Origin of the sequence: Mariprofundus aestuarium (assembly GCF_002795805.1) — a bacterium.
GTDB classification, from domain to species: Bacteria; Pseudomonadota; Zetaproteobacteria; order Mariprofundales; family Mariprofundaceae; genus Mariprofundus; species Mariprofundus aestuarium.
In genome coordinates this window covers 791,751-811,018 of the sequence record NZ_CP018799.1, presented here as the reverse complement: position 1 = coordinate 811,018, position 19,268 = coordinate 791,751, and the positions used below count along the sequence as shown (strand labels likewise).

Below are 19,268 nucleotides of genomic sequence, written 5' to 3'. Positions count from 1 at the left end.
TCCTTCTATCCAGCTGTTATTAACTATTTAGCGTACAAACCACCGGAGAGCATTCTGCTCACCCACTTGGCCGTACAATCCACGATCGGCATCACCCGCTCATAATGCATGCGCCTTGGCCCAATCACACCGAGGGTACCGACTATATTGGCTGGCCCCTCGTAGCGCGACAGCACCACCGAAACCTGCTCCATATTCACCAGCGCGTGTTCGCTGCCGATAAACACCTTTACACCGCTCTCCTCACGCTCAACCTGCTCAACTAGGTGAAGAAGCTGCTGCCGGTCTTCGATCGCACTCATCAACGAGCGAATCGTGTCCACCACGGCAAACTCCGGCATCTCAAGAAGCTGGCGCTGACCACTGACAAACATGTCCGTCTGTCCCTCTGTAGGGGCATCCGCCCAGCGTTTCAAGTCCCCAAGCAGATGACGCACCCTGAGCCGGTCTGATTCCATCTCCCGCTGCAGCCGTAGCCTTACCTCTTCCAGGTTACAGCCGGACAGAAGTTCATTCAGCCGCACCGAGATTTCGTGCAAAGCCACGTCACTGAAATTCCTGGGGCGTGCGATCAGGCGGTTCTGCACCTCACCCGAATCGGTGACAATCACTGCCAGCAGCTTTTCTGATGAGACAGGCACCAGCTCAATCCTGTTGATACGGTTAAATCCCTGCTCTCGAACCCACACCATGCCTGCAAAATGGGTGAGGTTTGCCAATTCGTCGGTGGCTCTTTTCAACAGGATGTTACGTTCAGGCGTACTGGAGAGGTGGCCAGCCACTGAGTTTTCAAGCTGCTTGTTCACTTCAGGGTCGACTGCCATCAGTGAATCAACGAAATAGCGCAGCCCGATATCAGTCGGCACGCGCCCGGCAGATGTATGCGGAGAAGCAAGCAGCCCCTGCCGTTCAAGCTCCGCCATCACATTGCGGATTGATGCCGGGCTTAACCCAAGTTCCCCCTGCTCGGAGAGGGTGCGTGATCCGACAGGCTGCCCCGTGTTGAGATAGGCTCGCACCACTTCACCAAGTATATGTTCGTGTCTGTCTTTCATCGGTATGTAAGTGCCATAGAAGTCATTGAGGTCTGGCACTCTAGCGAAGCGACTGCCAGTGACAATCCAATAGTGGCAGTGAACTCTCCATACAATCACGTTACACTCACGCCATGATCATCGTTTCCGTATCAGAACAGATGTTATATCACCGCCACAAAACCGGCGTCTGGTACGCCTATCCTGTTTCAACAGCGAGCAACGGTGTGGGCAACCTTTCAGGTAGCTTCCAGACACCACTGGGCAAACATCGGATTGCAGAAAAGATCGGGGATCACCTTCCGCTAATGACTGCCTTCAGGGCACGCGAACCGTTCTGCATTTATGACCCTGAACACGATGACCCGAAGAAAGATTGGATTCTCACCCGCATCCTCTGGTTGACAGGCTGTGAAACAGGCAAGAACCGCCGTGGCAAGGTTGATACATATCGCCGTTACATCTACATTCACGGCACCCATGAAGAGGATAAGATCGGCTCCCCCGCCTCTCACGGCTGCATCCGCATGAAAAACGAGGATATGCTGGAGCTATTTGAGCATGTCGCTGTCGGAGAACCTGTCCGAATAGAGAACTGAAGGCAGTCAGGGCTTTCCAATACCCCTATCCCTCAGTACTAAATCGCTTCAGCATTGATACATTCGCCAGCCAGATTACTAATGCTTCTGGCCATTAGGGCCATTCACGTATAACGAAAGGAGCCGGCTATACTTCAACTTCATATAAGGTATAAATGCCACTCTTCCCTTTGAGTTGACAACTATGTGATCCAGATGTTTTTACATGTTTGCTTACATGTTCATATGCTGATTCTGAAATCAGAAGCTGGGAGCCAAACTGTTTGTTCGCCTGTTCGATCCTGCTAGCCAAATTAACTGTATCACCAATTGCCGCGACTTTACTCATCGAGCCTGTGCTAAAATGACCAATAATGGCCGATCCATAATGGATACCCGCCCGCAAACCGAATGAACGGCCGTACATACTCTCCAGATATTCGTTAAAATGCTTCAACTCCTTACGCATCGCCTGCACGGTACGGATCGCATCGATCACCAGGCCATCCTCTTTCTTGCAGGCACCAAACAGAATCAACATACCATCGCCGGCCACATCACTGATCACGCCGCCATGTCTGGTCACGATTTCGTTCATCGTCATGTAGTAGCGATTGAGCACATGCACCACATCATAAGCAGGAAGTGATTCGGCAAATTCGGTGTAGTTGGCCAGATCGGTAAACAGCACAGCAATATCTTTTTCCCGACCCAGTGAGTTCTCATCATGGCTGGCCAGCTGATCGTTGATAATTTGAGCATCCAGATCATCAACGACCAGGCGACGGATTTTAATATCGCCACTGATTCTGGTCTGACAGGCAAGCCGGATATCATCAGGAAAGCGCAGCAGATCTTTCATCTTCTCTTCGGCACTGTTTCGCGGCTCACAATGCTCCAGCCCTTCAACCACATGCACCCTGCAGGTAGAGCAGCGCGCATTGCCACCACAGGCGTGTGTATGTTTGATGCCCGATTTCAGCGATGAGGCTAGAATCGTCTCCCTCTCCGCGACTTCAATACGCTTTTGGTCACTCTCCGAATAGATATGGCTCATGCCAGTTTCTCCGCAAGATTTAACTCCTCTTCACTGCTCACCACCTCAGCCGTGCGATCTTTGGCCAGCAGCACGTAGACCGCAGGCACCACAAACAGGGTAAACAGGGTCCCGATAGAGAGGCCGGTAAAGATCACCAGCCCCATCGAGTAGCGACCTGCCGCACCGGCACCACTGGCCATGACCAGTGGCAACACACCCAGCACCATGGCTGCGGTAGTCATCAGGATCGGACGCAGACGCACAGATGAAGCCTCAATAATGGCATCAAGTTTCGAGCGCCCCTGCAGCTGCAACTCATTGGCGAACTGCACCATCAGAATGCCGTGTTTACTGATCAATCCCATCAGCGTCACCAGCCCCACCTGCGTATAGATATTGATCGAAGCAAGGCCGACATTGATAAACAGCAGAGCACCGAGCAGTGCCAGCGGTACAGAGACCAGAATCACCAGTGGATCACGGAAACTGTTGAACTGGATAGAGAGGGCTAGAAAGACAATCACAATAGCAAACAGCATGGTGAAAACAAATCCGCCGGACTCCTGCATATACTGGCGTGACGGGCCTGCATAATCGGGGTTATAGCCGGCCGGTGCAGCCTCATTAAGCGCCTGCTGCATAAACGAGAGCACCTGCTGCTGTGAGACACCTGGCGCATAGACACCGGAAATGGTAGCTGAATTGAGCTGCTGAAAACGGTTGATCGATTCCGGCACCACCTCATGGGTGATCGAGGCAAATGTAGAGGCGGCGATCATCTCACCGGATGGGATGCGAATATGGTAATCCAGCACCTGCTCGGGATTCAGCCTGTGCTCCTGTGCCACTTGCGGCATCACCCGGTAAGAGCGGCCACCGATGGCGAAGTAGTTCACATATCCACCACCAAGGGCAGCACCAAGGGCGGCACCGATATCCTGCTGGGTCAACCCCAGATCGGTTGCCATATCACGATCCACCACCAGCGTGCTCTGCGGTTTATCGATTTTCAGATCAGAATCGATAAAGAAGAACATGCCACTGGCCTGCGCTTTGGCCAGCACCTTGCCGACAATCTCATTCAGGTTCTCAAAGGACTCAGTCGTTTTGATCACAAACTGCAGCGGCAGACCTCCTGAACCGGGTAGCGCGGGGAACTGGAAGGCCGCCACTCGCGCACCAGCAATCGTGCTCCAGCGCTGCTGCAGCACCTGCTGTAGTTCAGCTGCACTGCGATCCCGCTCATCCCACGGTTTAAACAGCACACCACCCATACCCTGATTCGTTGTTGGAATACCGGTAAGCTGGAACATCTGATCATATTCGGGCAGATCACGCGCCAGTTTATAGGCCTGATCGGCATAGACGCCCATCTGCTGCGCAGTGGCATTGGGTGCACCCACCACATGCGCCATGACAATACCCTGATCCTCTTCCGGTGCCAGCTCAGCCTTGGAGGTGGCAAAGAGATAGACCACACCAACCAGCAGTAGCCCGCCCATCACGACCATCACCGGCCAGGTCTCCAGCGTACCGGTCAGGCGACGCTGATAAGCAGCATGCAGGCGTGAGAACTGACGGTTGATAAATTCCACCAGTCCGGACTCCTGTTGATTGGGCCTGAACAGTTTGGAGGTCATCATCGGAGAGAGTGTCAAAGCCACGATACCTGAAATGGTCACCGCACCGGCCAGGGTGAAGGCGAACTCGGTAAACAGTGCGCCGGTCAAACCACCCTGAAAACCAATCGGTACATAGGCAGCAATGAGCACGACGGTCATGGCGATAATCGGACCACCCAGCTCACGCGCCGCCATAATCGCCGCTTCAAACGGGCTTTTACCCTCATCATGCATATGTCGATCAACGTTCTCGACAATAATAATGGCATCATCCACCACTAACCCGATGGCCAGTACCAGTGAGAGCAGGGTAAGCAGATTGATGGTGTAACCCAGCATCTGCATCATAAAAAATGCACCAATCAGTGAGAGTGGAATAGCCACCAGCGGTACTACCACGGCCCGCCAGTTACCCAGAAAGATAAACACCACCAGTGCTACAATCAGTAGTGCCTCAAACAGGGTTTTGATCACCTCATCAATCGAGCTCTCAATAAATTTAGTGCCGTCATAAACAATCTTGCCGCTCAATCCGTTGGGCATCTGCCCCTGAATAGCCGGGAATGCATCACGTACACGCTGAACCACTTCCAGCACATTGGCATCCGGCGCCACCTTGATGCCAACAAATACAGATTTGTCGCCATCAAAGGCTGTAGCCAAATTATAGTCTTCGGCTCCCAACACGACATTGGCGATATCCTCCAGCCGTACAATCGCGCCATTCTTCTCTCGTATCGCCAGTCGCTTGAACTCCTCCACCGAGTGCAGGCTGGTCGCGGCATTCAGATCAACACTGACCATCTGCCCCTTACTGCTGCCAAGAGCTGCCAGATAGTTGTTGGCAGCCAGTGCCCCATAAACCTCAGTAGCTGAGATGCCGTAGGCGGCCATACGCGCCGGATCCAGCCAGGCGCGCAGGGCAAACTGGCGCGCACCGATAATTTCGGCACGCTGCACACCCTCAATACCATCCAGTTGTGGTTTAACCACCCGCAACAGGTAGTCGGTGACATTGTTATTAGGCAATACATCACTGAAGAAACCCATGTACATCGAATCAATCGTTTCACCCACCTGCACGGTGAGTACCGGCTGCTGCGCCTCGGCAGGTAGCTGATTAAGCACAGCATTCACCTTGGCATTGATATCGGTTAGAGCGCGATTGGAGTCGTGATTCAGGCGCAGCGTGGCACTGATCGTTGAGGCACCACTGACACTGACTGATGAGAGATAATCGATCCCTTCAGCCTGCGCAATGGCAGTCTCCAACGGCTGGGTAATAAAACCTGAAATGGTCTCTGCATCAGCACCGTAATAGACCGTGCTCACTGTCACCACGGCATTCTGCGTTTCAGGATACTGGCGAATCGACATGTTCATGATCGCCTGCATACCCAGCACCAGCAGCAACAGGCTGATGGTGGTCGCCAGCACCGGTTTGCGGATAAAGATATCGGTATAGCGCACCCTACTTCTCCTGCGGTGTTGGTGCCGACTCATTGGCGGGCAACACCGCATTATTAATAATCAGTGGCGTACCATTCTTCAGCTTCAGCTGACCGGAGGTGACCACTGTATCGCCCTCTTTCAGCCCCTCAAGAATTGCCACCTGATCACCGCGTTTGTCACCGGTTTTGACAAACAGCTGCTGCGCCACCAGTTGGGTTTTACCCTCTTCAGCGCCCTGCTCATCTCTGGCCACAAAAAGGGTAGAGCCGTAAGCGTTAAAGCTGATTGCGGTCTGCGGCAGGGTCAGCAGGTTTTGCGGTGCTCCAACATCAATGTTCACATTCACAAACATGCCGGGCAGCAGCTTGCCGTCACTGTTATCAATCAACCCTTCGACCTGTACATTACGCGTACTGTTATCCACGACGCTGTTAATGGTGGAAATCGTTCCGCTGATCGCCTGCGCACCGTTGCCTGTAGCAACGCTTATGGTCTGCCCCTTCTGCAATTGCGTCACATATTTCTGTGGCATACTGAAGTCGATATAGAGGGCCCGGCCGTCCTGCAACGTAACAATGTGCTCTGCAGGATTCAGATACTGGCCCTCATTGATCTGAGTAATTCCGAGGCGTCCATCAAAGGGGGCACGAATCCGTTTTTTATCAATGATCGCCTGCTGCTGCTGCTCCGCTGCACGCCTACTGCTCAGCTCTGCTCTGGATGCATCCAGCTTGGAGTTGCTGATGGCATGTACCTTGAACTGCTGTTCATCACGTTTGAGGTTGATCTCAGCCAGTTTTCGGTTGGCCTTCAGTGCCAGCAGCTGTGCAGCCTCTTCATCACTGTTCATCTCGAGCAGAAGATCGCCCTTTTTCACCTCATCACCCGATTTGAAATGAACTTTTTTGACCAGACCTGCAATCTCGGCACTGATCTCCACCCCCTGAATCGCTCGCAATGTGCCCACCGACGCCAACTGTGGCTGCCACTCTTCAGCTTTCACCTGCGTAGCGGTCACTGTTGCTGGCGGCTGGGCATTGGAGGCCAGAAACTGTTTCATCATGCTGGCAACAAACATCTGATAGCCGATAATCGCTGCAAATACGAAACCGACGATAGCCACCATCCAAATCATGCGTTTTTTCATAGCTGTTTCTCCGAATTGTTCTTATCTGTCTGGGCGGAGTGATCACCCTGTGGGTTCCACCAGCCGCCTCCGAGTGCATGCATCAGTGCTGCTGTGTCTGCGTAGAGGGTTGCACGCGCCTGAATCAGGCTGATGCGTGACTGCTGATACTGCTGCTGGGCATTGAGCAGGGTGAGGAAACTTACTGCCCCCTGCTCATGCTGCAGATTCACCAGTTTCAGTGTCTCTGATGCCATCTGCTCCGACTGCTTCTGCAGCTCCAGCTGCCTGCCATCCATCTCCAGTGCTAACAGTGCATCTGCCACATCCTGAAATGCACCGAGCACACTGGCGCGGTACTCGGCAGCGGCCTGTTCAAATTTCGCAACCGCAGCCCGTTTTCTGGCATGTAGTTCCCCGCCTCTGAACAGTGGTTGAAGAACACCAGCTCCCAACCCCCAGATTGTGGTTCCGGCAGTGAACAGGCCACCGAACTTCACAGCTTCTGTACCATAACTTCCGGAGAGATTGATGTTGGGATAGAGGTTGGCCGTAGCTATACCTACCTGAGCACTAGCCTGATGCAGTGCCGCTTCTGCAGCGCGCACATCCGGACGCTGACGGGTCAATTTGGAAGGTAGTGTCAGCGGAATCTCTTGCGGCATGGTCAATGCACCAAGCTTGAACTGAGGAAGTGTCACCTCTCCCGGCAATCTTCCGGTCAATGTCGCCAATTGATGGCGGCTCTGCGCCAGTGCCTTCTGCAGGGCTGGTAGCTGGGTACGAGCCTGAGCCATGGCGGTGCGCTGACTTAACAGATCCGCTTTGGCCATCACACCGATCTCAAACTGCAGCTCGGCCACTTTAAGCTGCTCTTCCTCTGCAGTGATGATCTCCTGCAGCGCTATGATCTGCTGCCGCAGTGATGCCTCGTTAATCGCGGTCGTGACAATATTGGAAGCCAGTGTGATGCGAGCAGCCTGCATCTGAAACCGCTCAAACTCTACCTGAGCCAATCCATACTCCAGATACCGTTGTCCGCCACCAAACAGATCAAGCGAATAACTGACACCCACAGAAGCATTGTGCACGGTAAACAGACTGCCGTTGCCGACATTACCAAAGGTTGCGCCGGATATCTTCTGGCGTGAGCTATTCAGACTCGCATCAACAGCCGGGAAGAGAATCGAGGATTGATCCGCACTGAATGTCTCCTCTGTAGCTTTCAGCCGGGCTTTTGCAGCAGCAAGGGTCGGACTCTGCTGCAGGCCAAGCGCAACCAGCTGCTCTAGCTCTTCTGATTCAAACAGCTGCCACCAGAGTGCTGGAATCGACTCGGCCTCTTTCAGTTTTGGTTGGGCTGATGTGCCAGCCGGTTCTCCTTCGGGATACTCATTGGAATAAGCCGTCACCTTAGGTGCTTCCGGGGATGAAAAATCAGGCCCGACTGCGCAGCCGCTTATCATTAAAGAGAGAACGACGGGGGTGAATACATTACGCGGCATCGCCCTCACGACTGCTGCTCCCTGCTGCTGTTTGAGAACCAGATGGTCTGATCCATGCACTGTTGAGCTATGTTTTTGCACTGCTCAAAGACTACGTCTGGATTCTCCTCCTGCCAGCCATAGCCCTTGAGGAAATTGCTATAGTTGGTGGCGAAGTAGGTGTCACTCTCATCACCGCTATCCGGGCAGAGAGTGCTGGCATAACCTGACTGGGCGGTACTGGATAGGCCCACGCATAAACCCCACATGCCGTGGGTAAGGTAATGCGCCAGCTGCTCAATCTGGGGCTGATCCAGCTCTTCATAACCATTCAGGCTCTTCTCAATCGCCTCAAGCACGAGACCGAGAAACAGCTGCGCCAGCTCAACATGCAGTTGATTCAGCTCATTGGCCCTCTGTTGCGTAGCCCTGCGCCAGACTGAAGGCATCAGTGAGAGATTATCAATTTCGATCAGATCGGGGTGGCGCATAGAGATCTGCCAGCTGCACTGGGCGGTAGTGATGATCTTCTCAATGGCAGAGATGGGCTGACTGGCGATGGCGTTAAACAGCACCTTGTGCTCGACAATAAGTGCATGCGCACAGGCGACTAGAAGATCCTCTTTGCTCTCAAAGTGAGAGTAGATGGTGCCCATCGAATATTTCGTTTCTTTGGCTATATCGGCCATGCGCAGGTCGAGAAAGCCGCGCTGTGACAACAACCTGATCGTTTTCTCAACAATCTCTTTTTCGCGCAGTTCACGCTTCTCTCGCCGTTGCATACTCACCTCGCCATAAAAACGAATAATGTTCGAACAATAATCGAATGCTCCTCGATACATCAACCATTATTTTTTTCTGAGTATTATATTTTAGAGGGTATTTGGTGCTTGTTTTACTCTGAATGGCTGCTTTGAATCACATGTCAGCTTCCGGCCAGCAGCATTTATTCAGCAGTAAGAGATTTCCGGATATAGCCCTACAAGTCTTGAAGACAGCTCAGCTGCTTTCAGCGCCCTCTTCCGCTTTTTCTTTCTTCATCCTGGCCAGAAAAAGGCCGACCTCATAGAGCAGCATCATCGGAATGCCGAGCAGCACCTGCGAGATAATGTCCGGCGGAGTGAGAATAGCGGCAAAGATGAAGGCCCAGACAATCACGTAACGGCGTTTATCGGCCAGTGATTCGGTATCAACAATATTCAGGCGCACCAGGAGCATGATGGCAATCGGAATCTGGAAGCTGACCCCGAAGGCGAAGAGCAGCTTCAGCACCAGTGAAAGGTACTCCTTCACCGCAGGCATCGCCTGAATATTCTCGGTGGAGAAGCTCAGGAAAAATTCAAAAATAAGCGGGAATACGACATAAAAGGCAAACGCGGCTCCTGCCATCAGCAAGCCGAGAGAGCCAAAGAAGTAGGAGACAAAGGCTTCCCGTTCATGATGGTAAAGGCCGGGGGCAACAAAAGCCCAGAACTGGTAGAGCGTTACCGGCGCCGTCGCAAACAGGCTCAATACCAGTGCGATCTTCAGGTAGGTAAAAAAGACATCTGGGGCATTGAGGAAGACCAGCGGCGTATCCGGTGGCAGAGCATCACGCATAGGCATTGAGATATAATCAAATACCGGCTCGGAAAAATTCATCAGCACCATCACACCGATGATGTAAACGACTATGGCGATACTGAAACGGCGGCGCAGTTCACCGAGATGGGCAAGGATGCTGCCGGCACCACCCTTCAGCTCTATGTCAGCATCATTCAGGTCGCCATCACTCTGGCTCACTTCGAAGCCTCATCCGCTTTCACTTCACCTTCGTTGATCTTTTCGACTCCTGCTTCGGCAACAGCACTGGAACCTTGCGCAATAGTCGGGTCAATCACCTCACCATGCTTTTTCATGAGCTCGTCGTTAAAGCTGCTGATGTCGCCCATGTTCAGGGCATCCTTAATCTCGGTAACAGGTGTGGAGAGTGGCGCAGTCTCTTTATCAATCTGACGCTTCACATCACCAATCCAGACGCGCCCCTTGCGGACTACACGCCCAACCTGAGCAAACAGCTCCGGCATCCGCTCCGGACCCAGCACCAGAAACGCGATGACCCCGACAAGCAACAGCTCCAGAAATCCAATATCAGGCATGACAGTTTATTCCCCAGAGGGCCTGTTACTTTTTATCGACAGGTTCTTCGTCAGCGGATTCGCTTTTCTTGTCATCATCAGCAATATTGGTGCGGAAACTCTTAATACCCTTGGCCAGACCTGCGCCCACCAGCGGCAGCCGCTTGGCACCAAACAGCACCACGACAATAATCAGGATCAAAATCAGTTCTGTTGTTCCAAGTCCAAACATTGCATTACCCCTCAAAACAGCCTTAGGAAACAGCTGAGACTATCAGCAAAAATGATTGCGGACATTACGCGATTTCACAATATCGGCAAGCAGTGCAGCGACTGCCCCACAAGTTTAACCCACCCTTATTATCGTCATATTATTGGCGTTATATTCAAGCCCTATCTGCCCTATAACATATTTCCTGCTGTTTTCGTCAAATAAATGACTGATGGGGCCAAAACTTTGTTCTTGTCATTAAAAAAACAAGCGGTTAGACATGCGTCAAATTATTTCCATTGAGAGGGGGTGGGCATGATACTGATTGTTGACGACAATGATGCAATTCGCGAAATGCAGGTTGCTGTCCTTGAATCCTCCAATTACTCGGTGCGACAGGCCGCCGATGGCAATACGGCTCTTGCACTTGCCGCAGAGCAACGCCCCTCCCTTGTCCTGATGGACATTACCATGCCCGGCATGACCGGTTACCAGGTACTGGACAGGTTGCGCGAACTGTATGGCAATGCGCTACCAATCGTCATGGTCAGTGCCCTGCCAGAAGATGAGGAACGAGACATTGCTCTGGCCAAAGGCGCAACGGACTATATGAGCAAGCCTTTCGATATTCCCTCGGTTCTGCGTTGTGTGAATAAGTTCCTGAACGACACAGTAACTGCATGAGCCCTCACACCTTCAGGCTGGCAATCATCGGAGCTGGCCGTGGTGGAGAGGCACTGCTGCAGGTATTGCAGGATGATAACAATATCGAGGTGGTTGCCATCTCCGACTCCCGGCCCGACGCACCGGCACTGGCACTGGCAGAATCACTTTCAATCCCGATTTACCCTGCCATTGAAGAGCTTCCAGCCTGCGACATGGCCATTAACGTCACCGGCTCCGATGAAGTCTCCAAACGGCTGCGTCACTACTTCTCTTCCGATGTAGAGATCATGGAAGGCAAGTCCGCACACTTCTTCTACGACCAGGTAGGAAAACGCAAAAAAGAGAAAGAGCAGGTTGAGCGCATGCTCACAGAGTTCGAAAAACTCAATCGCGTCGGCCGCCAACTCAACAACAGCGGCAACCTGACTCTTATGCTCAAGCTGGTGCTGCGTGAGGCGATGCAGGTCACCGGCTCCGAAGCTGGAACCATTTCGCTCTATGACAGATCAACTCGCGCCCTCTCTCTGCACAGCTCATCCGGCTTCTCCGAAGGTTTTGGGCAGCAGGGAACCTGGATTGTCAGGCAGGGTGGACTGACTGAGCGCATCCTCAATGAACGCAAACCTTTCGTAGTTCCCAATGTGTCCGAATCTCAGGATTTTTCCCTTAACACCATCCTTGTTGACGAAGGGGTGAAAGCACTGGTTGCCGTGCCTCTGGCACTCGGCGACGAAATCGTAGGCATTCTTTATGTGAATGATTTCGAGCCGCGTGACTATGATGAGAATCAGGTCTGCATTCTGGACCTGCTCGCCAACCAGGCGGCACATGCGATCCAGAAAGCCCGTCTCTTTCAGGCCATTGAAGAGGAAAAAGCTGAACTGAAATCGTTAAACGAACATCTGGAAACACGCATCATCGAGCGCACAAGCGACCTGACCAAGGCCAATGAGGAGCTGATTCGCTCCAACCAGGCCAAATCACAGTTTCTCAGCAACATGTCGCATGAGTTACGCACCCCACTCACCTCGATCAACGGCTTTTCCGAATTCCTCATCGACGGTTTTGTCGGGCCGCTTAATGAGGCCCAGACCAAGTACCTGAATAACATCAATGTTTCGGGTAAACATCTTCTGGAGCTGATTAACGGCATCCTCGACCTCTCCAAGATTGAGGCGGGGAAGATGAGCCTCAAACTTGAAAAGGTTGATATCTCAGCACTGCTTGATGAAATCATGCTGGTGCTTGAAGGCTATGCCAACAAAGAGAACGTCCAACTGAAGCTTGAGTGTGAAACACCGATTCCCGGCATATTTATTGACCGCACAAAGTTCAAACAGATTCTCTACAACCTCAGCTCCAATGCGATAAAATTCAGTCCTGAAGGCAGTGAGGTCAAGGTTACTGTCAATTACGATAAAGCCTCCTTTATCAGCGGCAATGAAGAGGATTACGCCACACTATCCATTGCTGTATCCGATGAGGGCATTGGTATCACCCCTGAGGATCAGGCAATCATCTTTAATCCGTTCGAACAGGCCGATGGCTCCCACTCACGCCATTTCGAAGGCACCGGGCTGGGACTGACACTTACCAAACACCTGGTTGAAATGCATGGTGGCGCCATTGATGTGGAGAGCGCATTGGGAGAAGGCAGCTGCTTTACTTTTACCCTGCCGGTAGAAACCGTAATGCATTCATCAAATGATGTTACGAAGGCTTCATCCAGTGAGCATGAATTCATCAACCAGCAGTACAATAAACCCGACAGTGTTGCTGCCGATGCGCCGCTGATTCTGGTGGTCGATGACGATGCTCATTCACTGGAGATCATCACCCTCTATCTCACTGAGGCAGGTTACCGGGTCTGCCACGCCATGAATGGAGAGGATGCGCTGGATGTCGCCCGCAAGAAGCGCCCCTTCCTGATCCTTCTGGATGTCATGATGCCAGGCAAAGATGGCTGGGAGGTACTGCAGGAGCTGAAGCTCGATGCCGAAACCTCCGACATCTCAGTCATCATGTGCACTGTTTCCGAAAATGAGGAACTGGGCATCGCGCTTGGTGCCACAGATTATCTGGCCAAACCAATTGACCGGGACCTGCTGTCCTCCAAGCTGACAATGCTCAGCAAAGGGCTGCATCGCAGACATAACACGCTGCATGTGCTGGCCATTGATGATGATGAGAAGATTCTCGAACTCTATACCGCAACACTCACAGCCCAGGGTTATCGGGTTCACACTGCAGCCAACGGCCCCGAAGGGCTGAGCATTGCCGAAACAGTTGAGCCGGACATCATTATTCTGGATCTCATGATGCCTGGCATGGATGGCTTCGAGGTGGCTGAGCAGCTGAAACGGCAGCCAAGAACAGAGGATATTCCGATCATTGTGGTCAGCGCCAAGGATCTGACCGTAGCTGAGCGGATACGCCTGGTGGGCCATATCGAAGATTGTGTCAGCAAAGAGACCTTCACCAAAGAGCGCCTGCTGCAGGAGATCCAGCAGTTTGAAACCCTCTACCCACAACAGGCGGGGCTAAAAGATCCGATTTCCGGGCTTCTCAACCATCGCTATTTCCAGATCCGCCTTGGTCAGGAGCTCTCCCGCTCCGCACGTAACGGCCAGAATCTCGCCTGTGTTTTAATTGATCTGGACGGCTTTGCCCGCTTCAGTGAAATAGCCAGTGAAGCTTATGTGCACGCAGCACTACGCAAGGTTGGAAACTTCTTCCTTAAAAACCTGAGAGGTTCCGATATTGCCACCCGTCACCGTGTGGATGAGTTCGCCATGATCCTTACCCAAACCGAGCTTGAGGGGGCACTGCTGGTAGTCAAGCGGTTGAAAAACCTGATCGAGGCCTACCCTTTCCCCGGTGAAGAGGCGCTAGGGGGGCATGGTTTAACCGCCTGTGCAGCCATCTCACTCTTCCCGGGCGATGGTGATACGGCTGAGAAACTGATGCAGAACTGCCACAGCCTGATTCAAACAGCTAAAGCTGAGGGCGGTAACAGCCTCACTTATCACCAGCATGGGGAAGTCATGATTCTATGAATAACTTTTCAGGCAAAAAAATAGCCGTCGTGGATGACACCGCCAGCATACTGATGCTTTTCACAGCCCTGCTGGAGGCGCATCACGCCGAGGTAGTCACTGCTGGAAGCGGCAGGGAGTTTCTTGAGCAGGTAGCGGCGATATCGCCGGACCTGATTCTACTCGATATCCAGATGCCGGAGATGGACGGGTACCGTGTATTGGAGATGCTGCGAGCAATTCCTGCTATCGGCAACACACCCGTTGTTGCCTTGACCGCACACGCCATGAGCGGTGATAAGGAGAGAATCCTCGAGGGTGGCTTCTCCGGTTACATCGCAAAACCTGTCGATACGCGCGCTTTTCCAGACCAGATCGCCTCATTTCTGGCACTTTAGAAGAGGTTCACATGCCCTGATCGGGACACCGGCTTTCTCTTTGCCAACCTGATGCTGGATACATATAACAAACCGGTTTACGGATCATGCGGCCAAACGTTACCATCGTTCGCTCTAAACAGGGAGGAGCGCAACTTTGTTCAAACGCATTCTCATAGCCAACCGCGGCGAATGTGCCATTCGCATTATTCGTTCGTGCTGCGAACTGGGCATTAAATCTGTAGCCATCTTTTCTGAAGCCGATGCCAATGCGCTACATGTAAAAAAAGCCGATTTTGCAGTGATGATCGGGCCTGATCCGGTTAAAAGCTATCTCAATATTCACCGCATCGTGACCATTGCTCTGGAGACAGGCTGTGATGCCGTACATCCCGGTTTCGGCTTCCTCTCTGAAAACGCCGACTTTGCCCGTGCTGTCACCGAAGCGGGAATAGCCTACATCGGCCCGTCACCCGATGCGATCCGCGATATGGGCAGTAAAACCAAAGCGCGCGAATCGATGATTGCCGCCGGCATACCGGTGATCCCAGGCTCGGAAAGCGAACTTGCAAGTATTGATGAAGCACTGCAACTGGCCCATGAGATGGGTTATCCGGTAATGCTGAAGGCTGCTGCCGGTGGTGGTGGCCGCGGTATCCGTCGCTGCGACAGTGACGCCGAACTGCGCGAAAACTACCCGATGACCAAACGTGAGGCAGCGGCAGCATTCGGCAACGACGAACTGTTTATGGAAAAGTGCATTGTCGAGCCGCACCATATTGAGTTTCAGGTGTTGGCTGACACACACGGTAATGTTGTTCACCTGTTCGAGCGCGACTGCTCAATCCAGCGCCGCAACCAGAAACTGATCGAGATTGCCCCAAGCAACTTCCTGACCCCTGAACTGCGTGAACAGATGGGTGCCGTGGCCGTTAAAGCAGCTAGGGCAGTCGATTATGTCAATGCAGGCACAGTCGAATTCCTCGTCGATCGGGACCACAACTTCTGGTTCATGGAGATGAATACCCGCCTGCAGGTAGAGCACACCATTACCGAAACTATTACCGGTGTTGACATCGTGGCCCAGCAGATTGCCATTGCCGAGGGGAAAGCCCTGCCTTTCACTCAGGATGAGTTATCCTTCAACGGTTTTGCGATCGAGTTCCGCATCAACGCGGAGGACCCGAAAAACGACTTCATGCCGACGCCGGGTCGCATCACCCGCTACAACTCACCTGGTGGCCCGGGCATCCGCGTTGATGGCTGTGTCTATGCAGGCTATGAGATCCCCTCCTACTACGATTCGATGTGCGCCAAGTTGACTGTGTTTGCGCCGGACTGGAAAAGCACGGTGCAACGCGCCAAGCGTGCGCTGGCTGAATATGATATTCGCGGTGTTCGCACCACGCTGCCGCTCTACATCTCAATTGCCGGATCAGAGGTGTTTATGAAAGGCGAATTTGATACCGGGTTCATGGACAAATATCCTGAACTGCTTGATTACAAACCGAGAAAACCCCGTGAAGATATAGCTGCAGCTGTTGCCGTTGCCATCGCGGCACATTGCGGATTATAAGGAAACTCAAGATGACTGAGATGAAGAGAAAACTGGCGATTACCGAACTGGCCCTGCGTGACGGCCACCAGTCACTGCTGGCCACCCGCATGCGCCTGGATGACATGCTGCCGATCTGCGACAAGCTGGACAAAATCGGCTACTGGTCGATTGAGGCCTGGGGTGGTGCCACCTTTGACACCTGCCTGCGTTACCTCAAAGAGGGGCCGTGGGTACGCCTGCGCGAGCTGAACAAGGCGCTGCCGAACACCCCGATCCAGATGCTGCTGCGCGGCCAGAACCTGCTCGGTTACCGCCATTATGCCGATGATGTGGTAAGAAAGTTTGTCGACATGGCTGCAGCCAACGGTGTGGATGTATTTCGTGTCTTCGATGCGATGAACGATCTGCGCAACGTGCGCACTGCCATCCAGCAGGTCAAGGCCAATGACAAACATGCCGAAGGCACGATCTGCTATACCACAAGCCCCGTGCATACACTGGAGTATCTTATCGATCTCGGTAAGAGCCTTGAAGATATGGGCTGCGACACACTGGCAATCAAGGACATGGCAGGACTGCTTACCCCGGTCAGTACCCGAGAACTGATCACGGCACTGAAAAAAGAGGTCTCCATTCCTCTGCACCTGCACTCCCACGCCACAGCCGGCGTTGCCGAGATGGTGCAGTGGGAAGCGGCACATGCCGGCTGCGACATCATCGATACCGCCATCTCACCACTGGCTGGCGGCACCTCGCATCCGGCAACTGAATCGATGGTAGCAGCCTTTGCTGGAACCGAATATGACACCGGTCTGGATCTTGTGTTACTGCAGGAGATTGCCGCTCACTTCCGCGACGTACGCAAAAAATACGCGCGTTTTGAGTCCGACTCCACGCGCATGGATACCCGTGTATTCATCAACCAGATTCCCGGCGGCATGATCTCCAATCTTGCCAACCAGCTGAAAGAACAGGGCGCAGAGGACAAGATGGACGAGGTGCTCGATGAGATCCCTCGCGTGCGCAAGGATTTCGGTTACCCGCCACTGGTCACCCCGACCAGCCAGATTGTCGGTACGCAGGCCGTGCTGAATGTCATTTCAGGCAAGAAGTACAAGGTAATCACCAACGAAACCAAGTCCTACCTCAAAGGCATGTATGGCAAAGCGCTGGGTGAGATCAATGAGGATGTACGCAAGTTGGCGATCGGCGATGAGGCGACCATTAACGTTCGACCGGCCGATCTTTTGGGCAACGAGATGGATGCACTGACTCGCGAAGTCGGTGACAAGGCAAAATCGGTCGAGGATGTGCTCTCCTATGCGATGTTCCCGACCATTGCCCTGGAGTTCTTCGAAGAGCGCGAGACAGGTCACTTCAAACCGGAATCGCTTGCGACTTCAGCCGACGTTGCTGAATCAGCTGAATCGACGCCAGCGCCAGCGTTGGCTCCAACCGAATTCAACATCACCATCCATGGTGAAAATTACCACATCAAGATCGAGGGCTCCGGACATAAGAGCGAGGATGTGCGTCCGTTCTACGTGAAGGTGGATAATATGCTCGAAGAGGTGATGGTCGAATCACTCACCGAGGTGGTACCCACGCACGATGGAAACATCGACACCAGAAAGGCGTCCAAAGGTTCTCGCCGTCCGAAGGCGCGAAACGACAGCGACGTCACCACGCCGATGCCGGGCCGCGTTGTTACCGTCACTGTTGCCGTGGGTGACCAGATTGCGGCAGGTGACACCGTCATGACCGTTGAAGCGATGAAGATGGAGAATCAGGTGCTTGCACCGGTCTCCGGTATCATCAAGGCGATCTATGTGGCAGAGGGTGACAACGTCAATCCGGATGAGTGCCTGATGGAGATCGGCTGAATAGCTGAAGCATCCTGAATCAAAAGGCCCGGCGATTGCCGGGCCTTTTTCGTTCTTTCGAACATGGGACTGAAATGCCCCTACTCCCCTTTCTTTTCGCCGAAGAGCATGTTCGAGATGATCATGCCGGGGCAGATGCCGGTCAGTGAGGCAAAGATGAAGAATACCGCCGGGATATAGAGCAGCCAGTGCACCGCGGCAAAGCCAGTAAGCCAGATACCGGCCCAGAGGATCGAGGCCGCTATCAGAAAAAAGAAACGCATCGGTTTGCTGATCAAATATTTTCCCATTGCATGCCCCCCTTCATCTCACTGTTACAACCTTGCTTTTGCAATCCTGCGCAGGATCGGCACATCCAGCCCCGACTCATCAGCAATAGTCAGTGCACGTGCCAGCCTTGCCGGGGCTGAACGCCCCATGCAGCCGTGTTCGGGATCGCCATCAAAGGCTTTGAGCATACCCTCGATCAAGGTTCTGCGATTGAGCACCTCTCCGGTCAGGTGCTCCTGAATATCGAGCACATCACCGGCCACACTGCAGGCCAATTCATTGTGGTTCAGCCACAGTTCGCGCACATTGCCGCCAGCTTCAAGGCCTGCGATATTGGTAGTGAGGATATAGAGGTTCTTCAGCACCAGCTCAAAGAGCAGCGCATCTTCACCCTCCAGCACAGCAACCGGGATGTCGAGCGAGCCAAGCGCCTCTTTGAGCAACCCTGCAAATTGCCCATAGGCCGGTGAGGTAATCACCACCTTAGAGTCCATGCCTTTCTTCTTCTCAAACCAGACAGAGATCACCGTAGGGTTCTCCAGTCCATGCTCTTTCCAGTCACGCGGCAGCAGCTCATTCTGCAGCAGCACAAGCTTGTCGCACCAGCTATCGGGAATCTGCTTCAGTGTAGCATGCAGATCCTTCTCGGCCACTGCGACCACGACCATTTCAGGCTCTGGAAAGTCGGCTGATACAAGCGCCATATCCATCTCGCGCGTCACCGGCACAACCGGATAACCGAGCTTCATAAATCCACGTGCAAAGACCGATCCGATCTCGCCGATTCCGATGACTACGACAGGTTTATCCATGGGA

Annotated in this window: 17 protein-coding genes; 6 read left to right on the top strand and 11 right to left on the bottom strand. The window is 53.1% G+C overall.

Translation table 11 applies throughout. From position 1 onward, the window contains the following. Positions 1 to 23 precede the first annotated feature (23 nt). On the bottom strand, positions 24 to 1,055 hold the full coding sequence (hrcA, locus tag Ga0123461_RS04065; protein WP_157819216.1) for a heat-inducible transcriptional repressor HrcA: 1,032 nt from the start codon (positions 1,053 to 1,055) through the stop codon (positions 24 to 26). Between the two features lie 113 nt (positions 1,056 to 1,168). Here hrcA and Ga0123461_RS04060 point away from each other — a divergent pair, with 113 nt between their 5' ends. Next, the gene (locus tag Ga0123461_RS04060; protein ID WP_100277154.1) at positions 1,169 to 1,633 is read left to right on the top strand and encodes a L,D-transpeptidase; all 465 of its coding nucleotides are present in this window, start codon (positions 1,169 to 1,171) and stop codon (positions 1,631 to 1,633) included. Between the two features lie 127 nt (positions 1,634 to 1,760). On the opposite strand, the gene Ga0123461_RS04055 is transcribed toward Ga0123461_RS04060, so the two are convergent. From Ga0123461_RS04055 to tatA, 8 genes are all read right to left on the bottom strand, one after another. Further along, complete coding sequence (locus Ga0123461_RS04055) at positions 1,761 to 2,669, bottom strand: adenylate/guanylate cyclase domain-containing protein (protein ID WP_100277153.1); 909 nt, start codon at positions 2,667 to 2,669, stop codon at positions 1,761 to 1,763. Then, on the bottom strand, positions 2,666 to 5,743 hold the full coding sequence (locus tag Ga0123461_RS04050; protein WP_100277152.1) for an efflux RND transporter permease subunit: 3,078 nt from the start codon (positions 5,741 to 5,743) through the stop codon (positions 2,666 to 2,668). The genes Ga0123461_RS04055 and Ga0123461_RS04050 overlap by 4 nt, the downstream gene beginning before the upstream one ends. 1 nt (position 5,744) lies before the next feature. Further along, positions 5,745 to 6,872, bottom strand: coding sequence for an efflux RND transporter periplasmic adaptor subunit (locus Ga0123461_RS04045; RefSeq protein ID WP_198507118.1), 1,128 nt, complete (start codon positions 6,870 to 6,872; stop codon positions 5,745 to 5,747). Then, positions 6,869 to 8,437, bottom strand: coding sequence for an efflux transporter outer membrane subunit (locus tag Ga0123461_RS04040; protein WP_198507117.1), 1,569 nt, complete (start codon positions 8,435 to 8,437; stop codon positions 6,869 to 6,871). The genes Ga0123461_RS04045 and Ga0123461_RS04040 overlap by 4 nt, the downstream gene beginning before the upstream one ends. Continuing rightward, positions 8,362 to 9,117 (bottom strand): TetR/AcrR family transcriptional regulator, encoded by a 756-nt coding sequence (locus Ga0123461_RS04035; protein ID WP_232710417.1) that lies wholly within the window; start codon positions 9,115 to 9,117, stop codon positions 8,362 to 8,364. The genes Ga0123461_RS04040 and Ga0123461_RS04035 overlap by 76 nt, the downstream gene beginning before the upstream one ends. Before the next feature lie 217 nt (positions 9,118 to 9,334). Continuing rightward, a complete protein-coding gene (tatC, locus tag Ga0123461_RS04030; RefSeq protein ID WP_100277149.1) occupies positions 9,335 to 10,117 on the bottom strand; it encodes a twin-arginine translocase subunit TatC in 783 nt (260 codons plus the stop codon). Then, entirely contained in the window at positions 10,114 to 10,473 is a 360-nt protein-coding gene (locus tag Ga0123461_RS04025; RefSeq protein ID WP_100277148.1) for a twin-arginine translocase TatA/TatE family subunit, read from the bottom strand. Before Ga0123461_RS04025 ends, tatC begins: the two co-directional genes overlap by 4 nt. A 25-nt stretch (positions 10,474 to 10,498) precedes the next feature. Then, positions 10,499 to 10,684: a twin-arginine translocase TatA/TatE family subunit gene (gene tatA, locus Ga0123461_RS04020; protein WP_100277147.1), complete on the bottom strand. Its 186-nt coding sequence runs from the start codon at positions 10,682 to 10,684 to the stop codon at positions 10,499 to 10,501. 294 nt (positions 10,685 to 10,978) lie between these two features. Between tatA and Ga0123461_RS04015 the strand changes: the two genes are divergently transcribed. The 5 genes from Ga0123461_RS04015 to oadA all read left to right on the top strand — a co-directional run bounded on the left by Ga0123461_RS04015 (position 10,979) and on the right by oadA (position 18,182). Further along, the gene (locus Ga0123461_RS04015; protein WP_100277146.1) at positions 10,979 to 11,347 is read left to right on the top strand and encodes a response regulator; all 369 of its coding nucleotides are present in this window, start codon (positions 10,979 to 10,981) and stop codon (positions 11,345 to 11,347) included. After that, positions 11,344 to 14,385 (top strand): response regulator, encoded by a 3,042-nt coding sequence (locus Ga0123461_RS04010; protein ID WP_100277145.1) that lies wholly within the window; start codon positions 11,344 to 11,346, stop codon positions 14,383 to 14,385. The genes Ga0123461_RS04015 and Ga0123461_RS04010 overlap by 4 nt, the downstream gene beginning before the upstream one ends. Next, on the top strand, positions 14,382 to 14,762 hold the full coding sequence (locus Ga0123461_RS04005; protein WP_100277144.1) for a response regulator: 381 nt from the start codon (positions 14,382 to 14,384) through the stop codon (positions 14,760 to 14,762). The genes Ga0123461_RS04010 and Ga0123461_RS04005 overlap by 4 nt, the downstream gene beginning before the upstream one ends. Before the next feature lie 136 nt (positions 14,763 to 14,898). Next, on the top strand, positions 14,899 to 16,317 hold the full coding sequence (gene accC / locus Ga0123461_RS04000) for an acetyl-CoA carboxylase biotin carboxylase subunit (RefSeq protein ID WP_100277143.1): 1,419 nt from the start codon (positions 14,899 to 14,901) through the stop codon (positions 16,315 to 16,317). 11 nt (positions 16,318 to 16,328) lie between these two features. Continuing rightward, positions 16,329 to 18,182, top strand: coding sequence for a sodium-extruding oxaloacetate decarboxylase subunit alpha (gene oadA / locus Ga0123461_RS03995; RefSeq protein ID WP_100277142.1), 1,854 nt, complete (start codon positions 16,329 to 16,331; stop codon positions 18,180 to 18,182). Positions 18,183 to 18,262: 80 nt separating this feature from the next. Here oadA and Ga0123461_RS03990 read toward each other — a convergent pair whose 3' ends face one another. Both Ga0123461_RS03990 and Ga0123461_RS03985 read right to left on the bottom strand, forming a co-directional pair. Then, entirely contained in the window at positions 18,263 to 18,472 is a 210-nt protein-coding gene (locus Ga0123461_RS03990; RefSeq protein ID WP_100277141.1) for a hypothetical protein, read from the bottom strand. A gap of 24 nt (positions 18,473 to 18,496) precedes the next feature. After that, positions 18,497 to 19,264, bottom strand: coding sequence for a hypothetical protein (locus Ga0123461_RS03985; protein ID WP_100277140.1), 768 nt, complete (start codon positions 19,262 to 19,264; stop codon positions 18,497 to 18,499). Positions 19,265 to 19,268: the final 4 nt, after the last annotated feature.

Coding starts and splice junctions, on each gene's coding strand:
- hrcA (WP_157819216.1), bottom strand. CDS start 1,055: ATGAAAGACAGACACGAACATATACTTGGTGAAGTGGTGCGAGCCTAT.
- Ga0123461_RS04060 (WP_100277154.1), top strand. CDS start 1,169: ATGATCATCGTTTCCGTATCAGAACAGATGTTATATCACCGCCACAAA.
- Ga0123461_RS04055 (WP_100277153.1), bottom strand. CDS start 2,669: ATGAGCCATATCTATTCGGAGAGTGACCAAAAGCGTATTGAAGTCGCG.
- Ga0123461_RS04045 (WP_198507118.1), bottom strand. CDS start 6,872: ATGAAAAAACGCATGATTTGGATGGTGGCTATCGTCGGTTTCGTATTT.
- Ga0123461_RS04035 (WP_232710417.1), bottom strand. CDS start 9,117: ATGCAACGGCGAGAGAAGCGTGAACTGCGCGAAAAAGAGATTGTTGAG.
- Ga0123461_RS04025 (WP_100277148.1), bottom strand. CDS start 10,473: ATGCCTGATATTGGATTTCTGGAGCTGTTGCTTGTCGGGGTCATCGCG.
- tatA (WP_100277147.1), bottom strand. CDS start 10,684: ATGTTTGGACTTGGAACAACAGAACTGATTTTGATCCTGATTATTGTC.
- Ga0123461_RS04015 (WP_100277146.1), top strand. CDS start 10,979: ATGATACTGATTGTTGACGACAATGATGCAATTCGCGAAATGCAGGTT.
- Ga0123461_RS04010 (WP_100277145.1), top strand. CDS start 11,344: ATGAGCCCTCACACCTTCAGGCTGGCAATCATCGGAGCTGGCCGTGGT.
- Ga0123461_RS04005 (WP_100277144.1), top strand. CDS start 14,382: ATGAATAACTTTTCAGGCAAAAAAATAGCCGTCGTGGATGACACCGCC.
- oadA (WP_100277142.1), top strand. CDS start 16,329: ATGACTGAGATGAAGAGAAAACTGGCGATTACCGAACTGGCCCTGCGT.
- Ga0123461_RS03990 (WP_100277141.1), bottom strand. CDS start 18,472: ATGGGAAAATATTTGATCAGCAAACCGATGCGTTTCTTTTTTCTGATA.
- Ga0123461_RS03985 (WP_100277140.1), bottom strand. CDS start 19,264: ATGGATAAACCTGTCGTAGTCATCGGAATCGGCGAGATCGGATCGGTC.